Source organism: Kocuria oceani (assembly GCF_029524215.1).
In the GTDB taxonomy this organism is placed as follows: Bacteria; Actinomycetota; Actinomycetes; order Actinomycetales; family Micrococcaceae; genus Kocuria; species Kocuria oceani.
The window spans coordinates 179,894-198,208 of sequence record NZ_JARAMH010000008.1 but is presented as its reverse complement, the minus strand read 5'-3'; the positions used below and the strand labels follow the sequence as shown (position 1 = coordinate 198,208).

Genomic DNA, 18,315 nt, shown 5'->3' with positions numbered 1-18,315 from the left:
GGATGAACCAGATCTCCACCATCGGGGCGATGTTGTTGGGCGTGTCGATGATCCCGTTCTTCTGGAACGTGTACACGACCTGGCGCCACGGCACGAAGGTCGAGGTGGACGACCCGTGGGGCTTCGGCGGTTCCCTGGAGTGGGCGACGTCGTGTCCGCCGCCGCGGCACAACTTCACCTCGCTGCCGCGGATCCGCTCCGAGCGCCCGGCACTGGACCTGCACCACCCGGAGCTGGCCGCGGAGTCCCCGCAGCAGTCGCCGGTCGACGACGCCGCCATGGCCACGCGGAAGGGCTGACCGCATGAAACTCTCCATCAAACTGTTCAACCTGCTGGGCGTCTTCAGCGTCGCGGCAGCCATCGTCTACGGCTTCCTCACCCGCTTCGAGGAGCTCGTTGGCTTCCCGGCGCTGCTGGCCGTCGGCGCGATGTCCTTCATGCTGGCCGTCTACCTGTGGCTCGTGGACCGCAACTCGGGTGGTGTGCTGCCCGAGGACAAGCTCGACGGCGAGATCGTGGAGTCGGCCGGCGAGTACGGCCACTTCTCGCCGTGGAGCTGGTGGCCGCTGCTGCTGGGCATTGGCTGCGCCCTGGCGTTCGTGAGCCTGGCCATCGACTGGTGGATCCTGATGCTCGCCGCCCCCGTGGTGTGCGTGGGCCTGCTCGGGCTCGTCTTCGAGTACTCCCGCGGTGACCACGCCCACTGATCGGCGCCGCTGAGGCGGAGCACGCGGAAGCCCCGGACACCACAGGTGTCCGGGGCTTCCGCCGTTCTCGCGTCCCGGCGGTGCTCATCCCCGCCCGGTGCATTCCTGCCCGCGCCCGTTGGTGCCTGCGCCCGTCCCTGTCGCCCAGCCCCTGGAGCCCCCGACGCGGGTGCCTCCGCTGCTGCTGGACCTGCACCGGTCCAGTCGCGGATGGACACGCGTCCGCCGGGCCCCAGGCATCCGCTTTGGGCCCGTGCGCCGCCGTACGGGTCTGCGTGACGGTTCAGGGGGCTCATGGGGCTCCGACCGGCCCGAACGCGCCAGGGGGTTCCAAGCCGCCCGGGTGCGCCCTGCAACTGGTTCGGCGTCGGCTCCCGGGCGGCCCTGGTGCCGCGAGGTCACACCGGACCGGGAACTCGGCGGCGCAGGACGTCCACGGCCGCCCTCGACACAGTGCGTGCCTGGTGCGCGCACCAGCGGGACGTACCGCTGCACGAGGCTGCGGATGCGGAGAGCACGGCATTGGTCCTGCAGCACGCCAAGGAGTCGACGCGATGACGAAGCACCTGATGTCGTTCGCGAGCGTTGCCGTGGTGCTGTCCGGCGGCGAGCGGCAGGCCGTGTCGGACACCGCCCACGCTGTAGTGCAGGAGGCGGGAAACCTCGGCGTCCGAATGCTCGGCGGGGGCATGGACGAGAGCGTTTTGCCGGTCCTGGTGGACGGTGACGGGACCGTGACCACCGGCACCTCGCCACAGACGCAGCAGCTCGACGGAGGCTTTGCGGTCCCGGCCTTGACGACCCGGGAGGCGGCTCTGGACAGGGTTGCACAGCTCGCGTCCGCGTGCCGATGCGCAGGGCACGTCCGGCCGGTCGGGAACGCCACCGCCGGCTGGCGGACACCGTCCGAGGAAGGACGTCCCCGGTCGTGTCGCCCCGGTGCCCCGAGCTCCTGTCCCGCCGGGACTCCCATGCTCCGGCCCGTGACTCGTACGTTCGGGCGGGTTCGGGCGGGTTCGGGCCAGGAGCGTGTCGGACGCTTGAGAAGCGGTCCCGTACGGCCCGGGGTGCGCCTCCGGTGCCCGTCGGCGGTGAGGCCGCCGCCCCCCCAGAAGAGGCAGGCAGGGCCTCGACGTGCTCCTCGCTGTCGGAGGGCGTGTGCCGGCCGTGTCGATCTCGGCCACGCCCGCGCCCGCGTCCGGCACCGGCCGGCACGGCGTCGGACGGCGTCGGACGGCGAGGAGCCGTTCCGGCGGCAGCACACAGTCCTTGCGGCCGTCGGACGCCGAGCCCGTCCCGCCACGGACATCGGACAGGGCCGGGTGTCCCAGGGCGAGGCGTCCCAGGGCGTGGTCCCTCCGGGCCGACGGCACCGTATGCACGTGCGAGGCGGAGCACATCCCGGGCGGAGTGTTCGGCGCAGGTGTCGCGCACGGTCACCGGCCACGACGGTACCGCCGGTGAGCACGGCCAGGCCTGCCACTGGCGCGGCGGCGCCGCAACCGGCATCCCGGAGGCACGGCTCAGGGTGGCGGGCGAGCACCGGGTGGGCAGCCGACCGGTGTCCGCCCGGATGTCCAACTTCTGCCGCGGCACGGAACCGCCGCGGGCCGCGAAGTGAGGCGGCACGTGGGCCGTCGCAGAACGATCCGGCGGCAACCCACGGGACACGGCCGGTGCCGCCGGAGGCAGCCGTTCGAGGGGGCCGCTGATCAGCTGCGCGTCCGTGCGACCACGGGGTCGACGTGGCGGGGGAGCGTCTCGGTGCAGAGACGACAAAGCCCCGGGAGGATGATCCTCCCGGGGCTCCGTCAGGCGGTCGAACGACTCAGCGGACGAGCTCCCGGTCCTGCGGACCGGCCGTCACGGCCTCCACCTCGTGGTGGTGGTGCGCGGCCTCGAGCTCGGCCGGGGTCACGGGGGCGACACGGTCCTCGAAGAAGAACCGGCTGACCCGCTCGCGCATCTTCTCCGCGCCCGTGATCCTGCCCTTGCCGTTGGGCTGGGCCGGCAGCACGTCGTAGTCCGGCATGGCGACCAGACGGTAGCGCTTGTACTCGTCGAGCGGCTCGTGCACCTCGATGAACTCCCCGTGGGGCAGCTGCTGGACACGACCGGTCTCGCGACCGTGGAGCACGATCTCGCGGTCCTTGCGCTGCAGCGCCAGGCAGACGCGCCGGGTGATCATGAAGCCGAGGATCGGCGCGATGAAGTACGCGGCCCGCAGCCAGTAGATGACGTCGTTGAGCGACACGTTGAAGTGCGTGGCGATGAGGTCACCGCTGGCCGCGACGAGCATCACGGTGTAGAAGACCACGCCGGCGACGCCCATGGCGGTGCGGAAGGGGGCGTTGCGCGGGCGGTCCAGGATGTGGTGCTCGCGGTCGTCCTTGGTCACCCACCGCTCGATCCACGGCCAGGCGGCCATGAGGCCGAACAGGATCATGATCGGGACCATGGGCAGGAGGACGTTCAGCGGGATCGACATGCCCCAGAAGGTCCACTCCCAGTTGATCGGCCAGGTGCCGGGCATGAGGCGCACGGCGCCGTCGGTGAAGCCCATGTACCAGTCGGGCTGGGAACCGGCCTGCACCGGGGAGGGATCGTACGGCCCGTAGTTCCAGATCGCGTTGATGGTGGTGGTGGCCGCCATCAGCGCCATGATGCCGAAGACGATGAAGAAGAAGCCGCCCGCCTTGGCCGCGTAGACCGGGCCCACCGGGAAGCCGACCACGTTGTTCTCGGTGCGGCCCGGGCCGGGGAACTGGGTGTGCTTGTGCACGACGACCATGAACAGGTGGACCACGATCAGACCGAGGATCGCCGCGGGGATCAGCAGCACGTGGATGATGTATAGGCGCGCGATGATGTCGTGGCCGGGGAACTCGCCGCCGAACAGGAACATCGACAGGTAGGCGCCGACCAGCGGGATGGCCTTGAGGATCGCGTCGGCGATCCGCAGACCGTTGCCGGAGAGGACGTCGTCCGGCAGGGAGTAGCCGGAGAAGCCCGCCACGATGGTCAGCAGGAACAGCCCGACGCCGACGAGCCAGTTCAGCTCACGGGGTCGGCGGAACGCGCCGGTGAAGAACACGCGGAGCATGTGCACGGCCACGGCGGCGGCGAACACCAGCGCGGACCAGTGGTGGATCTGACGCAGGAACAGCCCGCCGCGGACGTCGAAGGAGATGTCGAGGGTGGAGGCGTAGGCCGCCGACATCTCGACGCCCTGCATGGGCACGTACGAGCCCTCGTACTCGAGTGCGGCCATGGACGGCTCGAACCAGAGCGCCAGGAACGTTCCCGAGAGCAGGAGGATGACGAAGGTGTACAGCGCCACCTCGCCGAACATGAAGGACCAGTGGTCCGGGAAGATCTTCCGGCCGAACTCCTTGACCATCGGCGACATGCCGACCCGGGTGTCGACGAAGTTCGCGATCCGGCCGGTGCCGGTCTGCGGCTTGTACTGGAAATCAGTGGACGTGGACATCAGTTCGCCTCACCCTGCATCTCTTCGACATGGGTACCCCGCTGGGAGTAGGTCGGTCCGACCGGTTCCTGGAAATCGCTGCGGGCCACGAGGTAGCCCTCGTCGTCCACGGTGATCGGCAGCTGGGGAAGGGGCCGGGCAGCCGGCCCGAAGATGACCTCGCACTCGTTGGTGAGGTCGAAAGTGGACTGGTGGCACGGGCAGAGCAGGTGGTGGGTCTGCTGCTCGTACAGCGCCACCGGGCAGCCGACGTGGGTGCAGACCTTCGAGTAGGCGAAGATCCCGTCGACGTTCCAGTCGGCCCGCTCGGGCGACACGTTGACGGACTCGGGGTCCAGCCGCATGAGCAGGACCACGGCCTTGGCCTTCTCGTCCAGGTAGCCCTCGTTGTGCCCGATCGTGCTCAGGTTCTCCGGCACGACGTGGAACGTGGAGCCCAGGGTGACGTCCGAGGCCTTGATCGGCGTCCCGGAGGGGTCGCGGACCAGGCGGATGCCCTCGTCCCACAGGGTCTCCTTGAGAACGTCCAGGTTGGTGGGGCCCAGGTCCTTGAGCAGCCCGACGAAGGGCAGGGGAGCGAGCACCGCGGCGCCGATGAGGGTGTTGCGCAGCAGCGGACGGCGCTTGATGCCCGACTCGTCGTAGATCGTGGTGAGGATGCTCTGCGCCTCGGCGCGCTGCTCCTCGGTGCGGACCGCGTGCCGGCTCTCGACCAGCTCGTGGTCCGGCATGAGCGTGCGCGCCCAGTGCACGACCCCCAGGCCGATGCCGAACATGCCGAGCGCGATGCCCAGGCCAAGCAGGAGGTTCTGCAGCTGCAGCGCCTGGGTGGGGGCCGTGTTCGTCACGTCGTAGATCGGACCGTCCACCCGGACGCCGAAGTAGCCGACGAAGAACAGGACGGACCCGATGACCGAGATCAGGAACAGCAGGACGACCTGCCGTTCGGCGCGCTTGGCCGCCCGGTCGTCGACGTCCGTCAGGCGCGGGCGGTGCGGGGGCAGTCCGGGGTCAGGGAAACGCTCCATCGCCGTGGTGCCCGTGGTGGCAACTGTTCCCGACTCGTGGGGAGTGCCGTCACTGTGGCTTCCCATGTGTGGTCCCTCATTCTTCTCTTGGTGCAGTTGATCGTAGCTAGTGGGTCCGACATCTGCTGCCGGGGCGGCAGCTCAGGCGGAGCGCGAGGTGAGCCAGATGGTGAACCCGATGATGACCGCGAGTCCGATGGTCCACACGAACAGGCCCTCGGAGACCGGGCCGAGCGCGCCGAGCCCGAACCCGCCCGGGTTGGGGCTCTCCTCGAGGGTCTTCAGGTACGTGATGACGTCCCGCTTCTCCTCGGGGGTGATGTTCGCGTCGTTGAAGACCGGCATGTTCTGCGGACCCGTCTGCATGGCCTCGTAGATGTGCACCTCTTCGACGCCCATCAGGGACGGCGCGTACTTGCCGCGCGTCAGGGCGCCACCGGCGCCGGCGGCGTTGTGGCACATGGCGCAGTTGGCGAGGAACACCTTCGCACCGTTGGCGGCGTTGCCCTGGGTGACGTCCAGGTACTCCTCCTCGGGCACGGCCGGGCCGGGGCCCAGGGTCGCGACGTAGCCGGCCAGCTGAGCGGTTTCCTCGGGGTTGAACTGCGGGGCCTTCTGCGGGGCCTGCGGGCCGTTGGCCTGCATGGGCATGCGCCCGGTGCCGACCTGGAAGTCGACCGCGGCGGCGCCGACGCCGATCAGGGACGGCCCGGAGGGGGTGCCCGCGCCGTCGAGGCCGTGACAGGTGGAGCAGTTCGCGATGAACAGCTTCTCGCCCTCCTCGAGGTCCTGGGCCGAGTAGGACTCGGTCTGGGCCTTGGCCTCGTTGGTGGTGGTGGCGACTGCGTAGAGCCCACCGCTGAGGAGCAGGGCCAGGACCATCAGTACGAGGACTGCGAGAGGGTGGCGCCGCTGTTGCGAAAGTGCCTTCACGTCAAACGTTCCTTTAACTCGGTGCTGCGTTGGTTTGCTGGGGTCGTCCCCGGGAGGGCGCGGGCTACTTCAGGAAGTAGACCACGAGGAAGAGGACGATCCAGACGACGTCCACGAAGTGCCAGTAGTAGGACACGACGATCGCCGAGGTGGCCTCGAAGTGCCCGAAACGCTTGGCCACGAAGGCACGGCCCATGATGAACAGGAAGGCGATGAGCCCGCCCGTCACGTGCAGGGCGTGGAAGCCCGTGGTGATGTAGAAGGCGGAACCGTAGGCGTTGGCCGGGATGCTGATGCCGTGGCTCACGAGCTCGGCGTACTCGAACGCCTGCACCGCCACGAAGATCGCCCCCATGATGAAGGTCAGGGCGAACCACTCGACCATGCCCCACCGGCGCACGTCCAGGACGCCGCCGGCACGCCGGGGCTGGAGGCGCTCGGCCGCGAAGACGCCGAACTGGCAGGTCACGGAGCTCGACACCAGGATGATGGTGTTGGCGGTGGCCAGCCACACGTTCAGCTTGGCCGACTCGTCCGCCCACAGCTCCGGGGAGGTGGAGCGCAGCGTGAAGTACATGGCGAAGAGGCCGGCGAAGAACATGACCTCGGAGGCGAGCCACACGATGGTGCCCACGGAGGTCAGGTTGGGTCGGTTGATCGACCCGCCTACCGGCTTGGCTGGGGTCTGGGTTGCAGTCGTCACAGAGACATTATGTCGCCAAAACTGCCGGTGGACCAACCAGGATCGGATCGGGCGATTTGCGTGTCCGGCGCCCCGCCGCCCCGCGCGATCGGGCCCGGGGCCGTGTCCGGCGCCCGGGTGCCGTGGATCCCGGGCGGGAGGGGGCCTGCGGAGGGCGTCCGTGATCCGTGTCACCACCGGCCGGGGAGCGCTCGGCCGTTCCGTTGCCGGCGGGTTCCGGGCCCCCGTGGGGCGGGCGATACGATCGAAGGCGTGAACACGACGACTCCGGCGACCGCACCGCACTTCGAGTGGCCCGACCTCATCACCGCGCTCATCTCGGGGGCCGACCTGACCCGGGAGCAGGCGTACTGGGCCATGGACACCATCATGTCGGGGGAGGTGTCGGACGTCGTCATCGCGGGCTTTCTCGTGGCCCTGCGGGCCAAGGGGGAGACGGTCGAGGAGCTCACCGGCCTGGCGGACGCGATGGTGTCCCGGGCCCGGCCGGCGGACATCCCCGGGCCCGCCCTGGACATCGTCGGCACCGGCGGGGACCGGCTGTCCAGCGTGAACATCTCCACGATGGCGGCCCTGGTCTGCGCGGGCGCGGGCGCGAAGGTGGTCAAGCACGGCAACCGCGCGTCGTCGTCGAAGTCGGGCTCCGCCGACGTCCTGGAGGCCCTCGGGGTCCGCCTGGACCTGCCGGTCGAGCTGGTCGAGTCCGCCGCGGAGCACGTGGGCATCACGTTCCTGTTCGCCCAGACGTTCCACCCGTCGATGCGCTTCGTGGCCGCGGCGCGGGCGCAGCTGCGGGTGGCCACCACGTTCAACGTCCTCGGGCCCATGACCAACCCGGCCCGGGTCGAGGCCTCGGCGATCGGCGTGGCCGACCGCGCCCTGGCCCCGCTCATCGCCGGGGTCTTCGCGGCCCGGGGGCACCGCGCCCTGGTCTTCCGCGGCGGCGACGGGCTCGACGAGCTCACCGTGACGGCGCCCTCGGAGATCTGGGAGGTGCGCGGCGGCACCGTCGAGCACCACGAGCTCGAGCCCCTCGACCTCGGCATGCCCCGGGCCACGATCGAGGACCTGCGCGGGCGGGACGCCCTGTACAACGCCCGGGTCGTCGAGCAGGTGCTGGCGGGGGAGCCGGGGCCCGTGCGCAACGCCGTGCTGCTCAACGCGGCGGCGGGGCTGGTCGCGTTCGACCAGGAGGGGGATGGTTCGTTCCACGACCGTCTGGCGGCCGGGGTCCGGCGCGCCGAGCAGGCCGTGGACAGCGGCGCCGCGCGCGCGGTCCTGGACCGCTGGATCGCCCACACCGTCCGCTGAGGACACCGGAGGATCCGACGACGCACGGCCGGTGAGCACCCGCTCACCGGCCTTCTGTCGTTCCGGCCTCCCGTCGTCGTCCCGGCCCCCGGTCGTCGCCGGGCGCTTTGACCGGGGGCGGCGCCGGCGGGCTCAGTCGATGCCGAGGGAGAAGGCGGCGTCGAGGTCGTGCTTGCTGTAGGTGCGGAAGGCGATGTTCGTGTTCGTGCCCACCACACCGTCGACCTTGGAGAGTCGGTCGGCGATGACGTCCGCGAGGTCCTCGTGCCGGTGCACGCGCACCATGGCGATCAGGTCCCAGTCGCCGGTCACGGAGTACACCTCGCTGATCCCGGGGATCTCCGAGATCTGCTCCGCGACCTCAGGAATGCGGTCGGCGGAGGTCTTGATGAGGACGATGGCGGTGAGCATGGGACGCCTTTCTCGGGACGGGGCCGGCCGGGGCCGGTGGAACAGGGCGGATCAGGGCCTGCGGCGGGCCCGCGCCGCGCGCACCGTGAGAGCGAGCGCGCGGTGGCCCAGCAGGAGAACGGCGAGAGTGGCCAAGGTCACCAGCACGAAGCTCGGTGCGGTGCCCTCGCCGACGAGGACCCGCAGGCCCATGCCCACGACGACGGTCGTCAGCCACAGGGCGACGCCGCGCGGCCACAGGCCGACGGGGTGGCGGGGCAGCTGCCAGACGGCCCAGCCCAGCAGCAGTCCGGTGAGGAACGGCCAGGCGGTCTCCAGCACGCCCACGGCATCGAGGGCGTGGGTCCTGCGCCCGACGGCGGCGAAGAGAAGGACCAGGAGCACGTCGATGACGAGGACCGCCGGCCAGGAGCTCCGGCGCCCGGTGCGCCCGGTGGGCGGCGTGGTGGTGGGGGCCGTGGTGTGCATGCTCGCAGTCTAGTCGGGGTCCCGGAGCGATCCGGCGCACGCCGTTCGGGGTGAAGTCGAAGCTGAAGGTTGAAGGACTAAGTGTGGGCGAACCCTCAACCTTCGACCAGGAGTCCAGGGATGTCCGGGTGTAGTCCGGAACGGTGACGAGCGGGTTCGGCGGCCGGGGTCGAAGGGTGGTGGCGCGGGTCGGCGGTCGTGCGCCGGCCACCCGGACGCCGATGCGCTCGGCGGTGCGCGGCGCACCGAGGGGCCGGGGCCGCAGGCGGTCGGCCCCGCACCGCGTGCTCGGTGGCTGTGCGGAGCGGGTGTGGCGCACCCGGGGCGAGAGGAGGTGGAATGGCCGGACGGGGAGGCCCCTCTCGCCCCGACATTACATAATGTAGATTATCGGCGCTTTGGAGAGGAGCACCGAACAGGGCGCGGCGTAGGTCCGGAACCCACGGTTCGGGCCTGCTCATCGACTGTGCATGCAGCCTGCGCATGCGTCCCGGTGCGCAGGCGCCCCGAGGACGCGCGACCGGGACTCCGCCGAGGCCGGCCCGTTCCGCTGCGGCGTCCCGGCGCGGCTCCGGGGCCGGCGTCCCACTGTGTGGTCCGGCTGTGGTGTTCGGCCGTCGAGCCGTGCCGTGCCGTGCCGTCCGACGCCTCGGCATGCCGCCTGGGTGTGCCCGTGTCCGTGAGCGCCTTCGCCCGGGCGGTCCTCGGCGTCGGTGTGCGCGGACGGTTGCGCCCTGCGCCGGGCCCGTCCGCACGCTGCGGATCGTTCCCTGTGGCCGCGGCATCCTTGGCCGGTCCGAGGTGTCGGGAACGCCCGCGGCCGGCAACCCTGAGGTTCCCGGCGCCCACGAGCGCCCGGCTCCCACGTCTTCTGTGACATGGACCACTGCCACGCCCACGGTCCGCACAGGTCCCGGTCGTCCGTCGGAGAACTGTTCCAGCGGCCGGACCGTGCGGATCGGCCGTGCGGACCGACCGTGCGGCGTCGTTGCTCCCGGCCACGGTGGCGCCCCGGCGGGCGCGGGCGCACCCGCAGAGACCGCGGCACTCCCCCGGCCCGTGCGGTCGTTGCCGCCGACCATGGTTCGCAGGAACCCACGCGCGAGCCGGACGGGACCGGGCCCGGTGGTCACGCCCCGACGTAGGCCGCGAGGTGGCGGCCGGTGAGGGTCGAGCGGGAGGCCACGAGGTCTGCGGGCGTGCCCTCGAAGACCACCCGGCCTCCCTCGTGGCCGGCCCCGGGGCCGAGGTCGACGATCCAGTCGGCGTGGGCCATGACCGCCTGGTGGTGCTCGATCACGACGACCGACTTCCCGGCGTCGACGAGCCGGTCGAGCAGTCCCAGCAGCTGCTCCACGTCGGCCAGGTGCAGGCCGGTGGTCGGCTCGTCCAGGACGTAGACCTCCCCCTGCCCGGCGAGCTGGGCGGCCAGCTTCAGCCGTTGCCGCTCCCCGCCGGAGAGTGTGGTGAGCGGCTGGCCGAGCACCAGATAGCCGAGCCCCACGTCGGCGAGCCTGCCGAGGATCCGGTGGGCGGCCGGCGTGCGCGCCTCTCCGGCGTCGAAGAAGTCGAGGGCCTCGGCCACCGGCATCGCCAGGACCTCGGCGATGTCCCGGCCGCCGAGCGTGTGCTCCAGCACGGCGCTCTGAAAACGCCGTCCTCCGCACTCCTCGCAGGTGGACTCGACGGTCGCCATGACGCCGAGGTCCGTGTACACGACTCCTGCGCCCTTGCAAGCGGGACAGGCGCCCTCGGAGTTGGAGCTGAACAGCGCGGGCTTCACGCCGTTGGCCTTCGCGAAGGCCTTGCGGATCGGGTCGAGCAGGCCGGTGTAGGTGGCCGGGTTGCTCCGGCGCGACCCGCGGATCGCGCCCTGGTCGATCAGCACCACGCCCTCGCGGCCGGCGACCGACCCGTGGACCAGCGAGCTCTTGCCCGAGCCGGCGACACCCGTGAGCACGCAGAGCGTTCCGAGGGGGATGTCGACGTCGACGTCCTGCAGGTTGTTGGTATCGGCACCGCGGATCTCGAGGGTGCCGGTGGGCGTGCGCACCGTCTCCTTGAGGGACGCGCGGTCGTCGAGGTGCCTGCCGGTGAGCGTGCCGCTGGCCCGCAGCTCCTCGACCGCGCCCTCGAACACGACCGTCCCGCCGTGGCTGCCGGCTCCGGGACCGAGGTCGACGACGTGGTCCGCGATCGCGATGGTCTCCGGCTTGTGCTCCACGACGAGCACGGTGTTGCCCTTGTCCCGCAGCTGCAGGAGCAGCCCGTTCATCCGTTCGATGTCGTGGGGGTGCAGCCCGATGGTGGGTTCGTCGAAGACGTAGCTGACGTCGGTGAGCGACGATCCCAGGTGGCGGATCATCCGGGTGCGCTGGGCTTCTCCCCCGGACAGCGTGCCGGTCGGGCGGTCGAGCGAGAGATACCCCAGCCCGATCTGCGAGAACGCGTCGAACAGGTGCTGCAGGCCGGTCAGGAGCGGGGCGACCGACGGCTCGTCGAGCCCGCGGACCCAACCGGCGAGGTCGCTGATCTGCATCGCGCAGACGTCGGCGATGTTCTTCCCGCCGATCCTCGACGACCGGGCCTGGGCGCTCAGGCGGGTGCCGCCGCACTCGGGGCAGGTCGTGAACGTCACCGCCCGTTCCACGAAGGCGCGCACGTGCGGCTGCAGGGCGTCGACGTCCTTGGACAGCATCGACTTCTGGATCCTGGGGATCAGCCCCTCGTAGGTCACGTTGATGCCGTCGACCTTGATCTTGGTCGGCTCCTTGTACAGCAGGTCGTGGAGCTCCCGCTCCGAGAAGGCTCGGATCGGCTTGCCGGGGTCGAAGAAGCCGCAGCCGCGGAAGATGCGCCCGTACCAGCCGTCCATGCTGTAGCCGGGGATCGTGAGCGCGCCGTCGTCGAGCGACAGGGCGTCGTCGTAGAGCGCGGACCGGTCGACGTCGTTGACCGAGCCCATGCCCTCGCAGCGGGGGCACATGCCCCCCAGGACGGTGAACGTCGTCCTCTCCGCCCGCGTCCGGCCGGGACCGCGATCCACGGTGATCGCACCGCTGGCCTGCACCGAGGGCACGTTGAAGGAATAGGCGTTGGGCGAGCCGATGTGCGGCTCCCCGAGCCTGCTGAAGAGGATGCGCAGCATCGCGTTGGCATCGGTGGCGGTGCCGACCGTGGAGCGGGGATTGGCGCCCATCCGCTCCTGGTCGACGATGATGGCCGTCGTCAGACCCTCCAGCCGGTCGACCTCGGGCCGGCCCAGCGTGGGCATGAAGCCCTGCACGAAGGCGCTGTAGGTCTCGTTGATCAGCCGCTGCGACTCCGCGGCGATGGTGCCGAACACCAAGGAGCTCTTGCCCGAGCCCGAGACTCCCGTGAACACGGTCAGCCGGCGCTTGGGGATCTCGATGCTGACGTCCCGAAGGTTGTTCTCGCGAGCACCTCGCACGCGGATCAGGTCGTGGTTGTCGGCGACGTGCGGCGCGCCCGTCCGCGGTGCCGTGCTGGGCGGTGTGCTCATGGTGTGGTCCCCTCCTGGGCGGTCCCGCCGGTGTCGTCCTCGGCGACGACGCGCTCCGGTCCGGCTCGCTCCGAGCCTATGCCCGGCGGCCCCGGCCGGACAGGCGCGCCGGGCAGGTGCACGCCGGGCAGGTGCGCGCCGCCGGCCACTCGCCGTGGGCGCGCCGGAGCGGGCGACGGAGGCGGCCGGTGGGCGTCCGCGCCGCGGGGCGGGTGCGGTGGTGCAGCTCCCCCGTCGATGACGGACGTGTGACGCGGCATCTGTCCGCACATCTGTGGACCGTTGCCGCGGATGGCCGGATCCCGCGGCCCGGTGCGTTCCCGTCCGGATACGCTCCCTGTGACCGCACGGTGTGTGCACTGGCAAACGCCGGTGCCGAGGGGGAGGAACGATGTGGGACGACGGGGCGACATGAGCACGACGGACATCCGCGGACACAGGCTGGTGACGTCCCTGCTGGGCCTGTCCGTGCTGGTGCTGGCGGGCTGCGGCCAGGACGGGGGCTCGGCGGAGGCGCTGCCGCCGAGCGCCTCCGGCTCGGTGGCCCTCTCCCCCTCGCACGGCGGGCTCACGGGCGGCAACCTGGTCCTGGCCGACACCGGCGAGGACACCGACGGCCCGATCACCGCCCGTTTCGGCGAGACCGAGGTCGAGTGCCCGTTCGACGAGCGGTCGGCCCGCCACGCCTGCACGGCCCCGGCGCGAGGCACGCCCGGCACGGTGGAGGTCTCCTTCGCCGCCGGCGGGAACGACGTCGGGGAGAAGACCGCCTACACCTACACGACGCAGGGCACGCAGGACATCCCCGTGCTGACGGTGGACACGGAGACCGTGCGGCGCAACGCCGAGGAGATCCGGGCCGACTTCCCGCAGGACGTCCAGCTGGGGGCCGTGCTGAAGAACGGCGAGCCCGTGGACGTGTTCGGGAAGGTCATCGAGGACGCGGCCGACGTCGACTACCTCTTCGTGCCGAAGCTCGACGACGCCATCGCGCTGCGCGAGGCCGGCGTGGAGGCGAGGATCGCCGTGCTCTACGCCGCCCAGGTCGAGGACATCCCGCTGCTGGTGCACTACGACGTGGAGGTGCCCGCCATCGACCCCGCGTGGGTCGACGCGGCGGAGCAGGTGCTGGCCACCACGGGCGGGACGCTGAAGGTGCACCTGTGGGTGGACACCGGCATGGGGCGGGAGGGCGTGGTGCCCGAGGAGGCACTCCCCCTGGCCCGGGCCGTCGAGGACGCCTCCCACCTGGAGCTCGTGGGGATCGCCACGCACTTCTCCACGATCACCGCCGAGGACGCCGAGGCCATCGAGCGCAACGACACGGCCAACACGACCGTCGCCCAGAAGAACCGCTTCGACGGCGCGGTGGCCGCGATCCGCGACGCCGGGCTCGGCCAGGACGCGCTGATCCACGCCGGGGCCAGCGACGTCCTCGACAACGGCATCGAGGCCCTCTACTACGACCTGCTGCGGGTGGGCGGGATGTTCTTCAGCAGCAGCCCCCCGGAGAGCAGCGTGTACTCCTGGACGACGGAGCTGAGCCAGGTCAAGACGCTCCCGGAGGGCTGGTGCATCGACTACGGGTGCACCGACCCGACGACGTCGCCGAAGAAGGTGGGGCTTATCCACCACATCCCGTCCCGGGAGAACGAGCTGGACTACACGGTGGGCGGCAAGCAGGTCCCGGTGCTGCTCGACCACGGCACGGTCGTGACCCTGGACCTCTCGGGCGTCCCGGACGCCGCGGCGGGCGACGAGGTGGTCATCGACTTCAGCGCCGAGGCCTTCCACCTGCTCGACGCGACCGCGCCGCTGCCGGTGACCACCACCGGCGGGTGAGCCGCGGCGTCAGCGCTCCGCGGGCCCGCCGGGCGCGTCGAGGCGCAGGTCGTGTCCCGGGCCGGCACCGGGGTCGCCGTCCAGGTCGTGGTCCAGCACGTGGTCGGCGTGGAAGCTTCGGGCCAGCTCGCGGTTGCGTGCAGCCCGCCGCGCGGAGGTGCCCGGCCGCACGGTGACGTCGACGTACACCACGGGCCGGCCGGAGGCGGCCTCGAGCCGGGCGCGCAGCCTCTCGGCCCGGTCGTCCCCGGGCTCGCACTGCCCGGTGCCGAGCAGGACCAGCGCCCGCTCGAAGTCGGGCTCGGCGGCCAGCCAGCGAGTCATCATGGCGGGCAGCCGGGACTGCAGGGCGGAGAGGCCGACGACGGCGGTCGCCGTGCCGGCCAGCCACGCGCCCGCGGCCGAGACCGCCACCGAGGTGACGAGCTTCATGGTTCTCCTCCTTCCTGCCGACACGGTCCGCCTGACACGGTTCGTCCGACGGCGTCCGTCCGACGGGGTCCGGGCGGACCCGCGGGGGCGCGGGTGCCCCGGCGGAACTCACGAGTGGTGCCACGGACCCTGCTCGGGACCGCGGCACCACCGTTGTCGGGTGAACAGCGGGGAAAGCGCAGGTATTCCGTGCGGCGTGCCGCCCGCGGTCCGCGGGCGGCACGCCGCTCCGGGACGGCGTCGGAGGGCTGGGGCACAATGGATACCAGGGCGCACGCCCTGGAGAAGGCACAGGAGAGGTCGGGACCGATCATGTGGGAATGGCTCGTCGAGAACGCGTGGCTGTTCTGGTTGCTGGCGATGATCGTGCTGGCCGCGATCGAGATGCTGACCCTCGACTTCGTGTTCCTCATGATGTCCGCGGCGTCGCTTCTGGCCTTCGGCCTGAGCTGGGTCACGGACAACTTCGTGATCCAGGTGGTCGCCTTCGCCCTCGCCGCGGTGCTGCTCATCTTCCTCGTCCGGCCCGTCGCCCTGCGCCGGATCAACCGGTCCACCCCCGGGACCGTGTCCAACGCGGCACGGCTCATCGGCCTGCCCTGCCAGGTCCTCGACCCGGTCACCGCCCGCAGCGGGCTGGTGCGGCTGGAGGGCGACACCTGGAGCGCCCGCTCGGTCACCGGTGAGCAGCTGCCGGTGGGCACCGACGTCTACGTCCATGAGATCGAGGGCGCCACCGTCCTGGTGGCGCCCCACCCCGCCCCGACCGCCGACGGCCGGCCCGAGCCCCGCCCGTCCTTCTGAACCCCCGCTCCGGAGGCGCCGCGCCGCCGGACCCGACGTCACCGACGTCGCGCAGCACCCACCGAGAGAGGCACCCGTGGACCTAGCCGTCATCATCCTGCTCGCCGTCCTGATCGTCCTGGTCGTCATCATCCTGTTCCGCTCCGTGCGGATCATCCCGCAGGCACGGGCCGGCATCGTGGAGCGCCTCGGCAAGTACCGCACGACCCTGACCCCGGGGCTGCACTTCCTCATCCCGTTCATCGACCGGCTGCTCCCCCTGATCGACCTGCGCGAGCAGGTGCAGTCCTTTCCGGCGCAGTCCGTGATCACCGAGGACAACCTGGTCGTCGGCATCGACACCGTCGTCTACTTCCAGGTCACCGACCCGCGTGCGGCGACCTACGAGATCGTCGACTACATCCAGGCCGCGGACCAGCTGACCTCCGCCACGCTGCGCAACGTCGTGGGCGGGCTCAACCTCGAGGAGGCGCTCACCTCCCGGGACAAGATCAACGCGGAGCTGCGCGGCGTCCTGGACTCCACGACCGGTCGCTGGGGCATCCGGGTCTCCCGGGTGGACATCAAGGAAATCACTCCCCCGCCCTCCATCCAGGACTCCATGGAGAAGCAGATGCGCGCCGAGCGGGAGCGCCGGGCCGTGATCCTGACGGCCGAGGGCGACAAGCAGTCCCGGATCCTCATGGCAGAGGGCCAGCGGCAGTCCGCGATCCTCTCCGCCGAGGGCGAGGCGAAGGCCGCGATCCTGCGCGCCGACGGCGAGGCGCAGGCCATCCGCAAGGTCTTCGACTCGATCCACCGTGCCCGGCCCACCCAGAAGCTGCTGGCCTACCAGTACATCCAGACGCTGCCGAAGGTCGCCGAGGGCAGCGCGAACAAGGTCTGGATGATCCCCGCGGAGCTGGGCGACGCGCTGCGGGGCGTCGGGGAGTTCCTCTCCCGCCCCGACGAGGACGGCGACGGCCCCGGTCCCGGCCGCGGTGCGGCCGACGAGCAGGACGTGGTGCCGGAGGAGGCCGCCGGACCGGAGTCGGAGCCACTCGTCACCCCGGAGGAGGTCCGGGTCACCGACGAGGACCTCTCCCTGAACCTGGAGCGCACCACGGTGGACCCGGACGAGTTCACGATCCCCCGCCCCTCGAGCATCGACCCGGACGCGCCCGTGCGCCTCGAGGACCCGATGCCGCCCCAGGACGGCCCGGCCGGCCGCTGAGGCAGGGTCCGCTGAGGCAGGGGCCGCCCGGGAATCCGGGCCCGCTCCGGGGAACATCCCGGGGGCCGTCGATGTTGCACCCAGAGGATCCCGGGTCCCTGCAGACCCGTCGTCAGCCCGAGTGTGCGCCACGGCCGTGGCCACCGTCAGTTATGGAGGAACCACCACTATGAGCGACCGCAGTCTCAGGGGAATGCGTCTGGGCTCCCAGTCGATGGAGACGGAGGCCGGTGTCGAGCCGGCCCCGCGCCAGCGCGTGGAGTACCGCACCGCGGACGGCGAGTCGGTGACGGTCACCTTCGCCGCGGAGGCCGAGATCCCCCCGGTCTGGGTGTCGAAGACCGGCAAGGAAGCGATCATCGTCAACGGCGAGAAGCCGGAGAACCCCAACGAGAAGCACCAGCGCACGCACTGGGACATGCTCCTGGAGCGGCGCAGCGTGGACGAGCTGGAGGAGATCCTCGCCCAGAGGATCGAGTTCTACCGGGCCAAGCACGCGATCTGAGCCCGCAGCCCGAGAACGCGCGGAGGGCCCCACCCGATCGGGTGGGGCCCTCCGCGCGTTCTCGGTGCGGGGTCGCGGTGCCGCTCAGCGGCCGGTGCGCGTGAGCTTGGACGCCAGGGTTCTGGCGCGGGCGGTCAGCCCCCACTGGGCCACCCGGACGACGGCCTCGCGCGTGACGTCCGGGCTCATCTTCGACTCGCCCTCGGCGCGCTCCACGAAGGTGATCGGGACCTCCACAACGTGCAGCCCGGCGCGCTCCGTCCGCCAGCCGAGGTCGATCTGGAAGCAGTAGCCCTTCGAGTCGACCGTCTCCAGGCCGATCCGCTCGAGGGTTCCGCGGCGGAAGGCACGGTAGCCGGCGGTGATGTCGTGGATCCGGGAGCCCAGCAGGGTGCGGGCGTAGAGGTTGCCGCCGCGGGAGAGCAGCTGACGCTGCACCGGCCAGTTCACAGTGCGCCCGCCGGGGACGTAGCGGGAGCCGATGGCGAGGTCGGCGCCGCGCTCCACGGCGTCCAGCAGCAGCGGGAGCTGCTCGGGCTGGTGGGAGCAGTCCGCGTCCATCTCGACCAGGACGTCGTAGTCCCGGACCAGGCCCCAGCGGAACCCGGCGATGTAGGCGGCCCCGAGGCCCTCCTTGCTCGTGCGGTGCAGGACGTGGATGCTGCCGTCGGCGGCGGCCATCTCGTCGGCGAGACGGCCGGTGCCGTCCGGGCTGTTGTCGTCCACCACCAGCACGTCCCCGTCCGGGACGGCCTGGCGCAGCCGGTCCATGACGGTGGGCAACGACTCGCGCTCGTTGTAGGTGGGGATGACGGTCAGTACGCGCACCGGGTCGGTCCTTTCGAGGTCTCACCTGTTAAACCACAGGGCAGGCTCCCTCGCCTTCGGACCAGGCCAGCCCTGAGGGGATGCCGGCCTGTTTTCTAAGGACGAGTGAGCCCACC

General features: G+C 71.2%; 15 protein-coding genes and 1 pseudogene. 7 read left to right on the top strand and 9 right to left on the bottom strand.

Annotated elements, in window-relative coordinates:
• Positions 1 to 299 (top strand): annotated as a pseudogene (locus tag PU704_RS11290) (aa3-type cytochrome oxidase subunit I); the annotation flags it as partial.
• A 4-nt stretch (positions 300 to 303) separates the two neighbouring features.
• On the top strand, positions 304 to 708 hold the full coding sequence (locus PU704_RS11285) for a cytochrome c oxidase subunit 4 (RefSeq protein WP_277551436.1): 405 nt from the start codon (positions 304 to 306) through the stop codon (positions 706 to 708).
• A 1,828-nt stretch (positions 709 to 2,536) separates the two neighbouring features.
• On the opposite strand, the gene qcrB is transcribed toward PU704_RS11285, so the two are convergent.
• The 4 genes from qcrB to ctaE all read right to left on the bottom strand — a co-directional run bounded on the left by qcrB (position 2,537) and on the right by ctaE (position 6,862).
• A complete protein-coding gene (qcrB, locus tag PU704_RS11280; protein WP_277551435.1) occupies positions 2,537 to 4,198 on the bottom strand; it encodes a cytochrome bc1 complex cytochrome b subunit in 1,662 nt (553 codons plus the stop codon).
• Positions 4,198 to 5,292: a cytochrome bc1 complex Rieske iron-sulfur subunit gene (qcrA, locus tag PU704_RS11275; protein WP_047802662.1), complete on the bottom strand. Its 1,095-nt coding sequence runs from the start codon at positions 5,290 to 5,292 to the stop codon at positions 4,198 to 4,200. The genes qcrB and qcrA overlap by 1 nt, the downstream gene beginning before the upstream one ends.
• 75 nt (positions 5,293 to 5,367) lie before the next feature.
• On the bottom strand, positions 5,368 to 6,159 hold the full coding sequence (qcrC, locus tag PU704_RS11270) for a cytochrome bc1 complex diheme cytochrome c subunit (RefSeq protein ID WP_047802663.1): 792 nt from the start codon (positions 6,157 to 6,159) through the stop codon (positions 5,368 to 5,370).
• A gap of 64 nt (positions 6,160 to 6,223) precedes the next feature.
• The gene (gene ctaE, locus PU704_RS11265) at positions 6,224 to 6,862 is read right to left on the bottom strand and encodes an aa3-type cytochrome oxidase subunit III (protein ID WP_075871733.1); all 639 of its coding nucleotides are present in this window, start codon (positions 6,860 to 6,862) and stop codon (positions 6,224 to 6,226) included.
• A gap of 252 nt (positions 6,863 to 7,114) precedes the next feature.
• Here ctaE and trpD point away from each other — a divergent pair, with 252 nt between their 5' ends.
• Positions 7,115 to 8,173 (top strand): anthranilate phosphoribosyltransferase, encoded by a 1,059-nt coding sequence (gene trpD, locus PU704_RS11260; RefSeq protein WP_277551434.1) that lies wholly within the window; start codon positions 7,115 to 7,117, stop codon positions 8,171 to 8,173.
• A gap of 132 nt (positions 8,174 to 8,305) precedes the next feature.
• Here the strand turns inward: trpD and PU704_RS11255 are convergent, their stop codons facing one another.
• The 3 genes from PU704_RS11255 to PU704_RS11245 all read right to left on the bottom strand — a co-directional run bounded on the left by PU704_RS11255 (position 8,306) and on the right by PU704_RS11245 (position 12,575).
• Positions 8,306 to 8,584, bottom strand: coding sequence for an Lrp/AsnC family transcriptional regulator (locus PU704_RS11255; protein WP_047802665.1), 279 nt, complete (start codon positions 8,582 to 8,584; stop codon positions 8,306 to 8,308).
• 51 nt (positions 8,585 to 8,635) lie between these two features.
• Positions 8,636 to 9,052, bottom strand: coding sequence for a DUF3054 domain-containing protein (locus PU704_RS11250; protein ID WP_277551433.1), 417 nt, complete (start codon positions 9,050 to 9,052; stop codon positions 8,636 to 8,638).
• A gap of 1,129 nt (positions 9,053 to 10,181) precedes the next feature.
• Complete coding sequence (locus PU704_RS11245; RefSeq protein WP_277551432.1) at positions 10,182 to 12,575, bottom strand: excinuclease ABC subunit UvrA; 2,394 nt, start codon at positions 12,573 to 12,575, stop codon at positions 10,182 to 10,184.
• 411 nt (positions 12,576 to 12,986) lie between these two features.
• On the opposite strand from PU704_RS11245, the gene PU704_RS11240 reads away from it, so the two are divergent.
• Entirely contained in the window at positions 12,987 to 14,417 is a 1,431-nt protein-coding gene (locus PU704_RS11240) for an alanine racemase (RefSeq protein ID WP_277551431.1), read from the top strand.
• Between the two features lie 9 nt (positions 14,418 to 14,426).
• On the opposite strand, the gene PU704_RS11235 is transcribed toward PU704_RS11240, so the two are convergent.
• Complete coding sequence (locus PU704_RS11235) at positions 14,427 to 14,849, bottom strand: hypothetical protein (protein WP_277551430.1); 423 nt, start codon at positions 14,847 to 14,849, stop codon at positions 14,427 to 14,429.
• Positions 14,850 to 15,161: 312 nt separating this feature from the next.
• Between PU704_RS11235 and PU704_RS11230 the strand changes: the two genes are divergently transcribed.
• From PU704_RS11230 to PU704_RS11220, 3 genes are all read left to right on the top strand, one after another.
• On the top strand, positions 15,162 to 15,653 hold the full coding sequence (locus tag PU704_RS11230; RefSeq protein ID WP_047802669.1) for an NfeD family protein: 492 nt from the start codon (positions 15,162 to 15,164) through the stop codon (positions 15,651 to 15,653).
• Between the two features lie 76 nt (positions 15,654 to 15,729).
• Positions 15,730 to 16,866 carry an SPFH domain-containing protein gene (locus PU704_RS11225; protein WP_277551429.1) on the top strand — a complete coding sequence of 379 codons (1,137 nt, stop codon included), beginning with the start codon at positions 15,730 to 15,732 and terminating at the stop codon, positions 16,864 to 16,866.
• A gap of 169 nt (positions 16,867 to 17,035) precedes the next feature.
• On the top strand, positions 17,036 to 17,371 hold the full coding sequence (locus tag PU704_RS11220; RefSeq protein ID WP_047801781.1) for an RNA polymerase-binding protein RbpA: 336 nt from the start codon (positions 17,036 to 17,038) through the stop codon (positions 17,369 to 17,371).
• Positions 17,372 to 17,455: 84 nt separating this feature from the next.
• On the opposite strand, the gene PU704_RS11215 is transcribed toward PU704_RS11220, so the two are convergent.
• Positions 17,456 to 18,199: a polyprenol monophosphomannose synthase gene (locus PU704_RS11215; protein ID WP_277551428.1), complete on the bottom strand. Its 744-nt coding sequence runs from the start codon at positions 18,197 to 18,199 to the stop codon at positions 17,456 to 17,458.
• Positions 18,200 to 18,315 lie beyond the last annotated feature (116 nt).

What these genes read in the sequence shown, in the direction of transcription:
- PU704_RS11285 (WP_277551436.1), top strand. Translation starts at nt 304, where the DNA reads ATGAAACTCTCCATCAAACTGTTCAACCTGCTGGGCGTCTTCAGCGTC.
- qcrB (WP_277551435.1), bottom strand. Translation starts at nt 4,198, where the DNA reads ATGTCCACGTCCACTGATTTCCAGTACAAGCCGCAGACCGGCACCGGC.
- qcrA (WP_047802662.1), bottom strand. Translation starts at nt 5,292, where the DNA reads ATGGGAAGCCACAGTGACGGCACTCCCCACGAGTCGGGAACAGTTGCC.
- PU704_RS11255 (WP_047802665.1), bottom strand. Translation starts at nt 8,584, where the DNA reads ATGCTCACCGCCATCGTCCTCATCAAGACCTCCGCCGACCGCATTCCT.
- PU704_RS11250 (WP_277551433.1), bottom strand. Translation starts at nt 9,052, where the DNA reads ATGCACACCACGGCCCCCACCACCACGCCGCCCACCGGGCGCACCGGG.
- PU704_RS11245 (WP_277551432.1), bottom strand. Translation starts at nt 12,575, where the DNA reads ATGAGCACACCGCCCAGCACGGCACCGCGGACGGGCGCGCCGCACGTC.
- PU704_RS11240 (WP_277551431.1), top strand. Translation starts at nt 12,987, where the DNA reads ATGAGCACGACGGACATCCGCGGACACAGGCTGGTGACGTCCCTGCTG.
- PU704_RS11235 (WP_277551430.1), bottom strand. Translation starts at nt 14,849, where the DNA reads ATGAAGCTCGTCACCTCGGTGGCGGTCTCGGCCGCGGGCGCGTGGCTG.
- PU704_RS11230 (WP_047802669.1), top strand. Translation starts at nt 15,162, where the DNA reads ATGTGGGAATGGCTCGTCGAGAACGCGTGGCTGTTCTGGTTGCTGGCG.
- PU704_RS11220 (WP_047801781.1), top strand. Translation starts at nt 17,036, where the DNA reads ATGAGCGACCGCAGTCTCAGGGGAATGCGTCTGGGCTCCCAGTCGATG.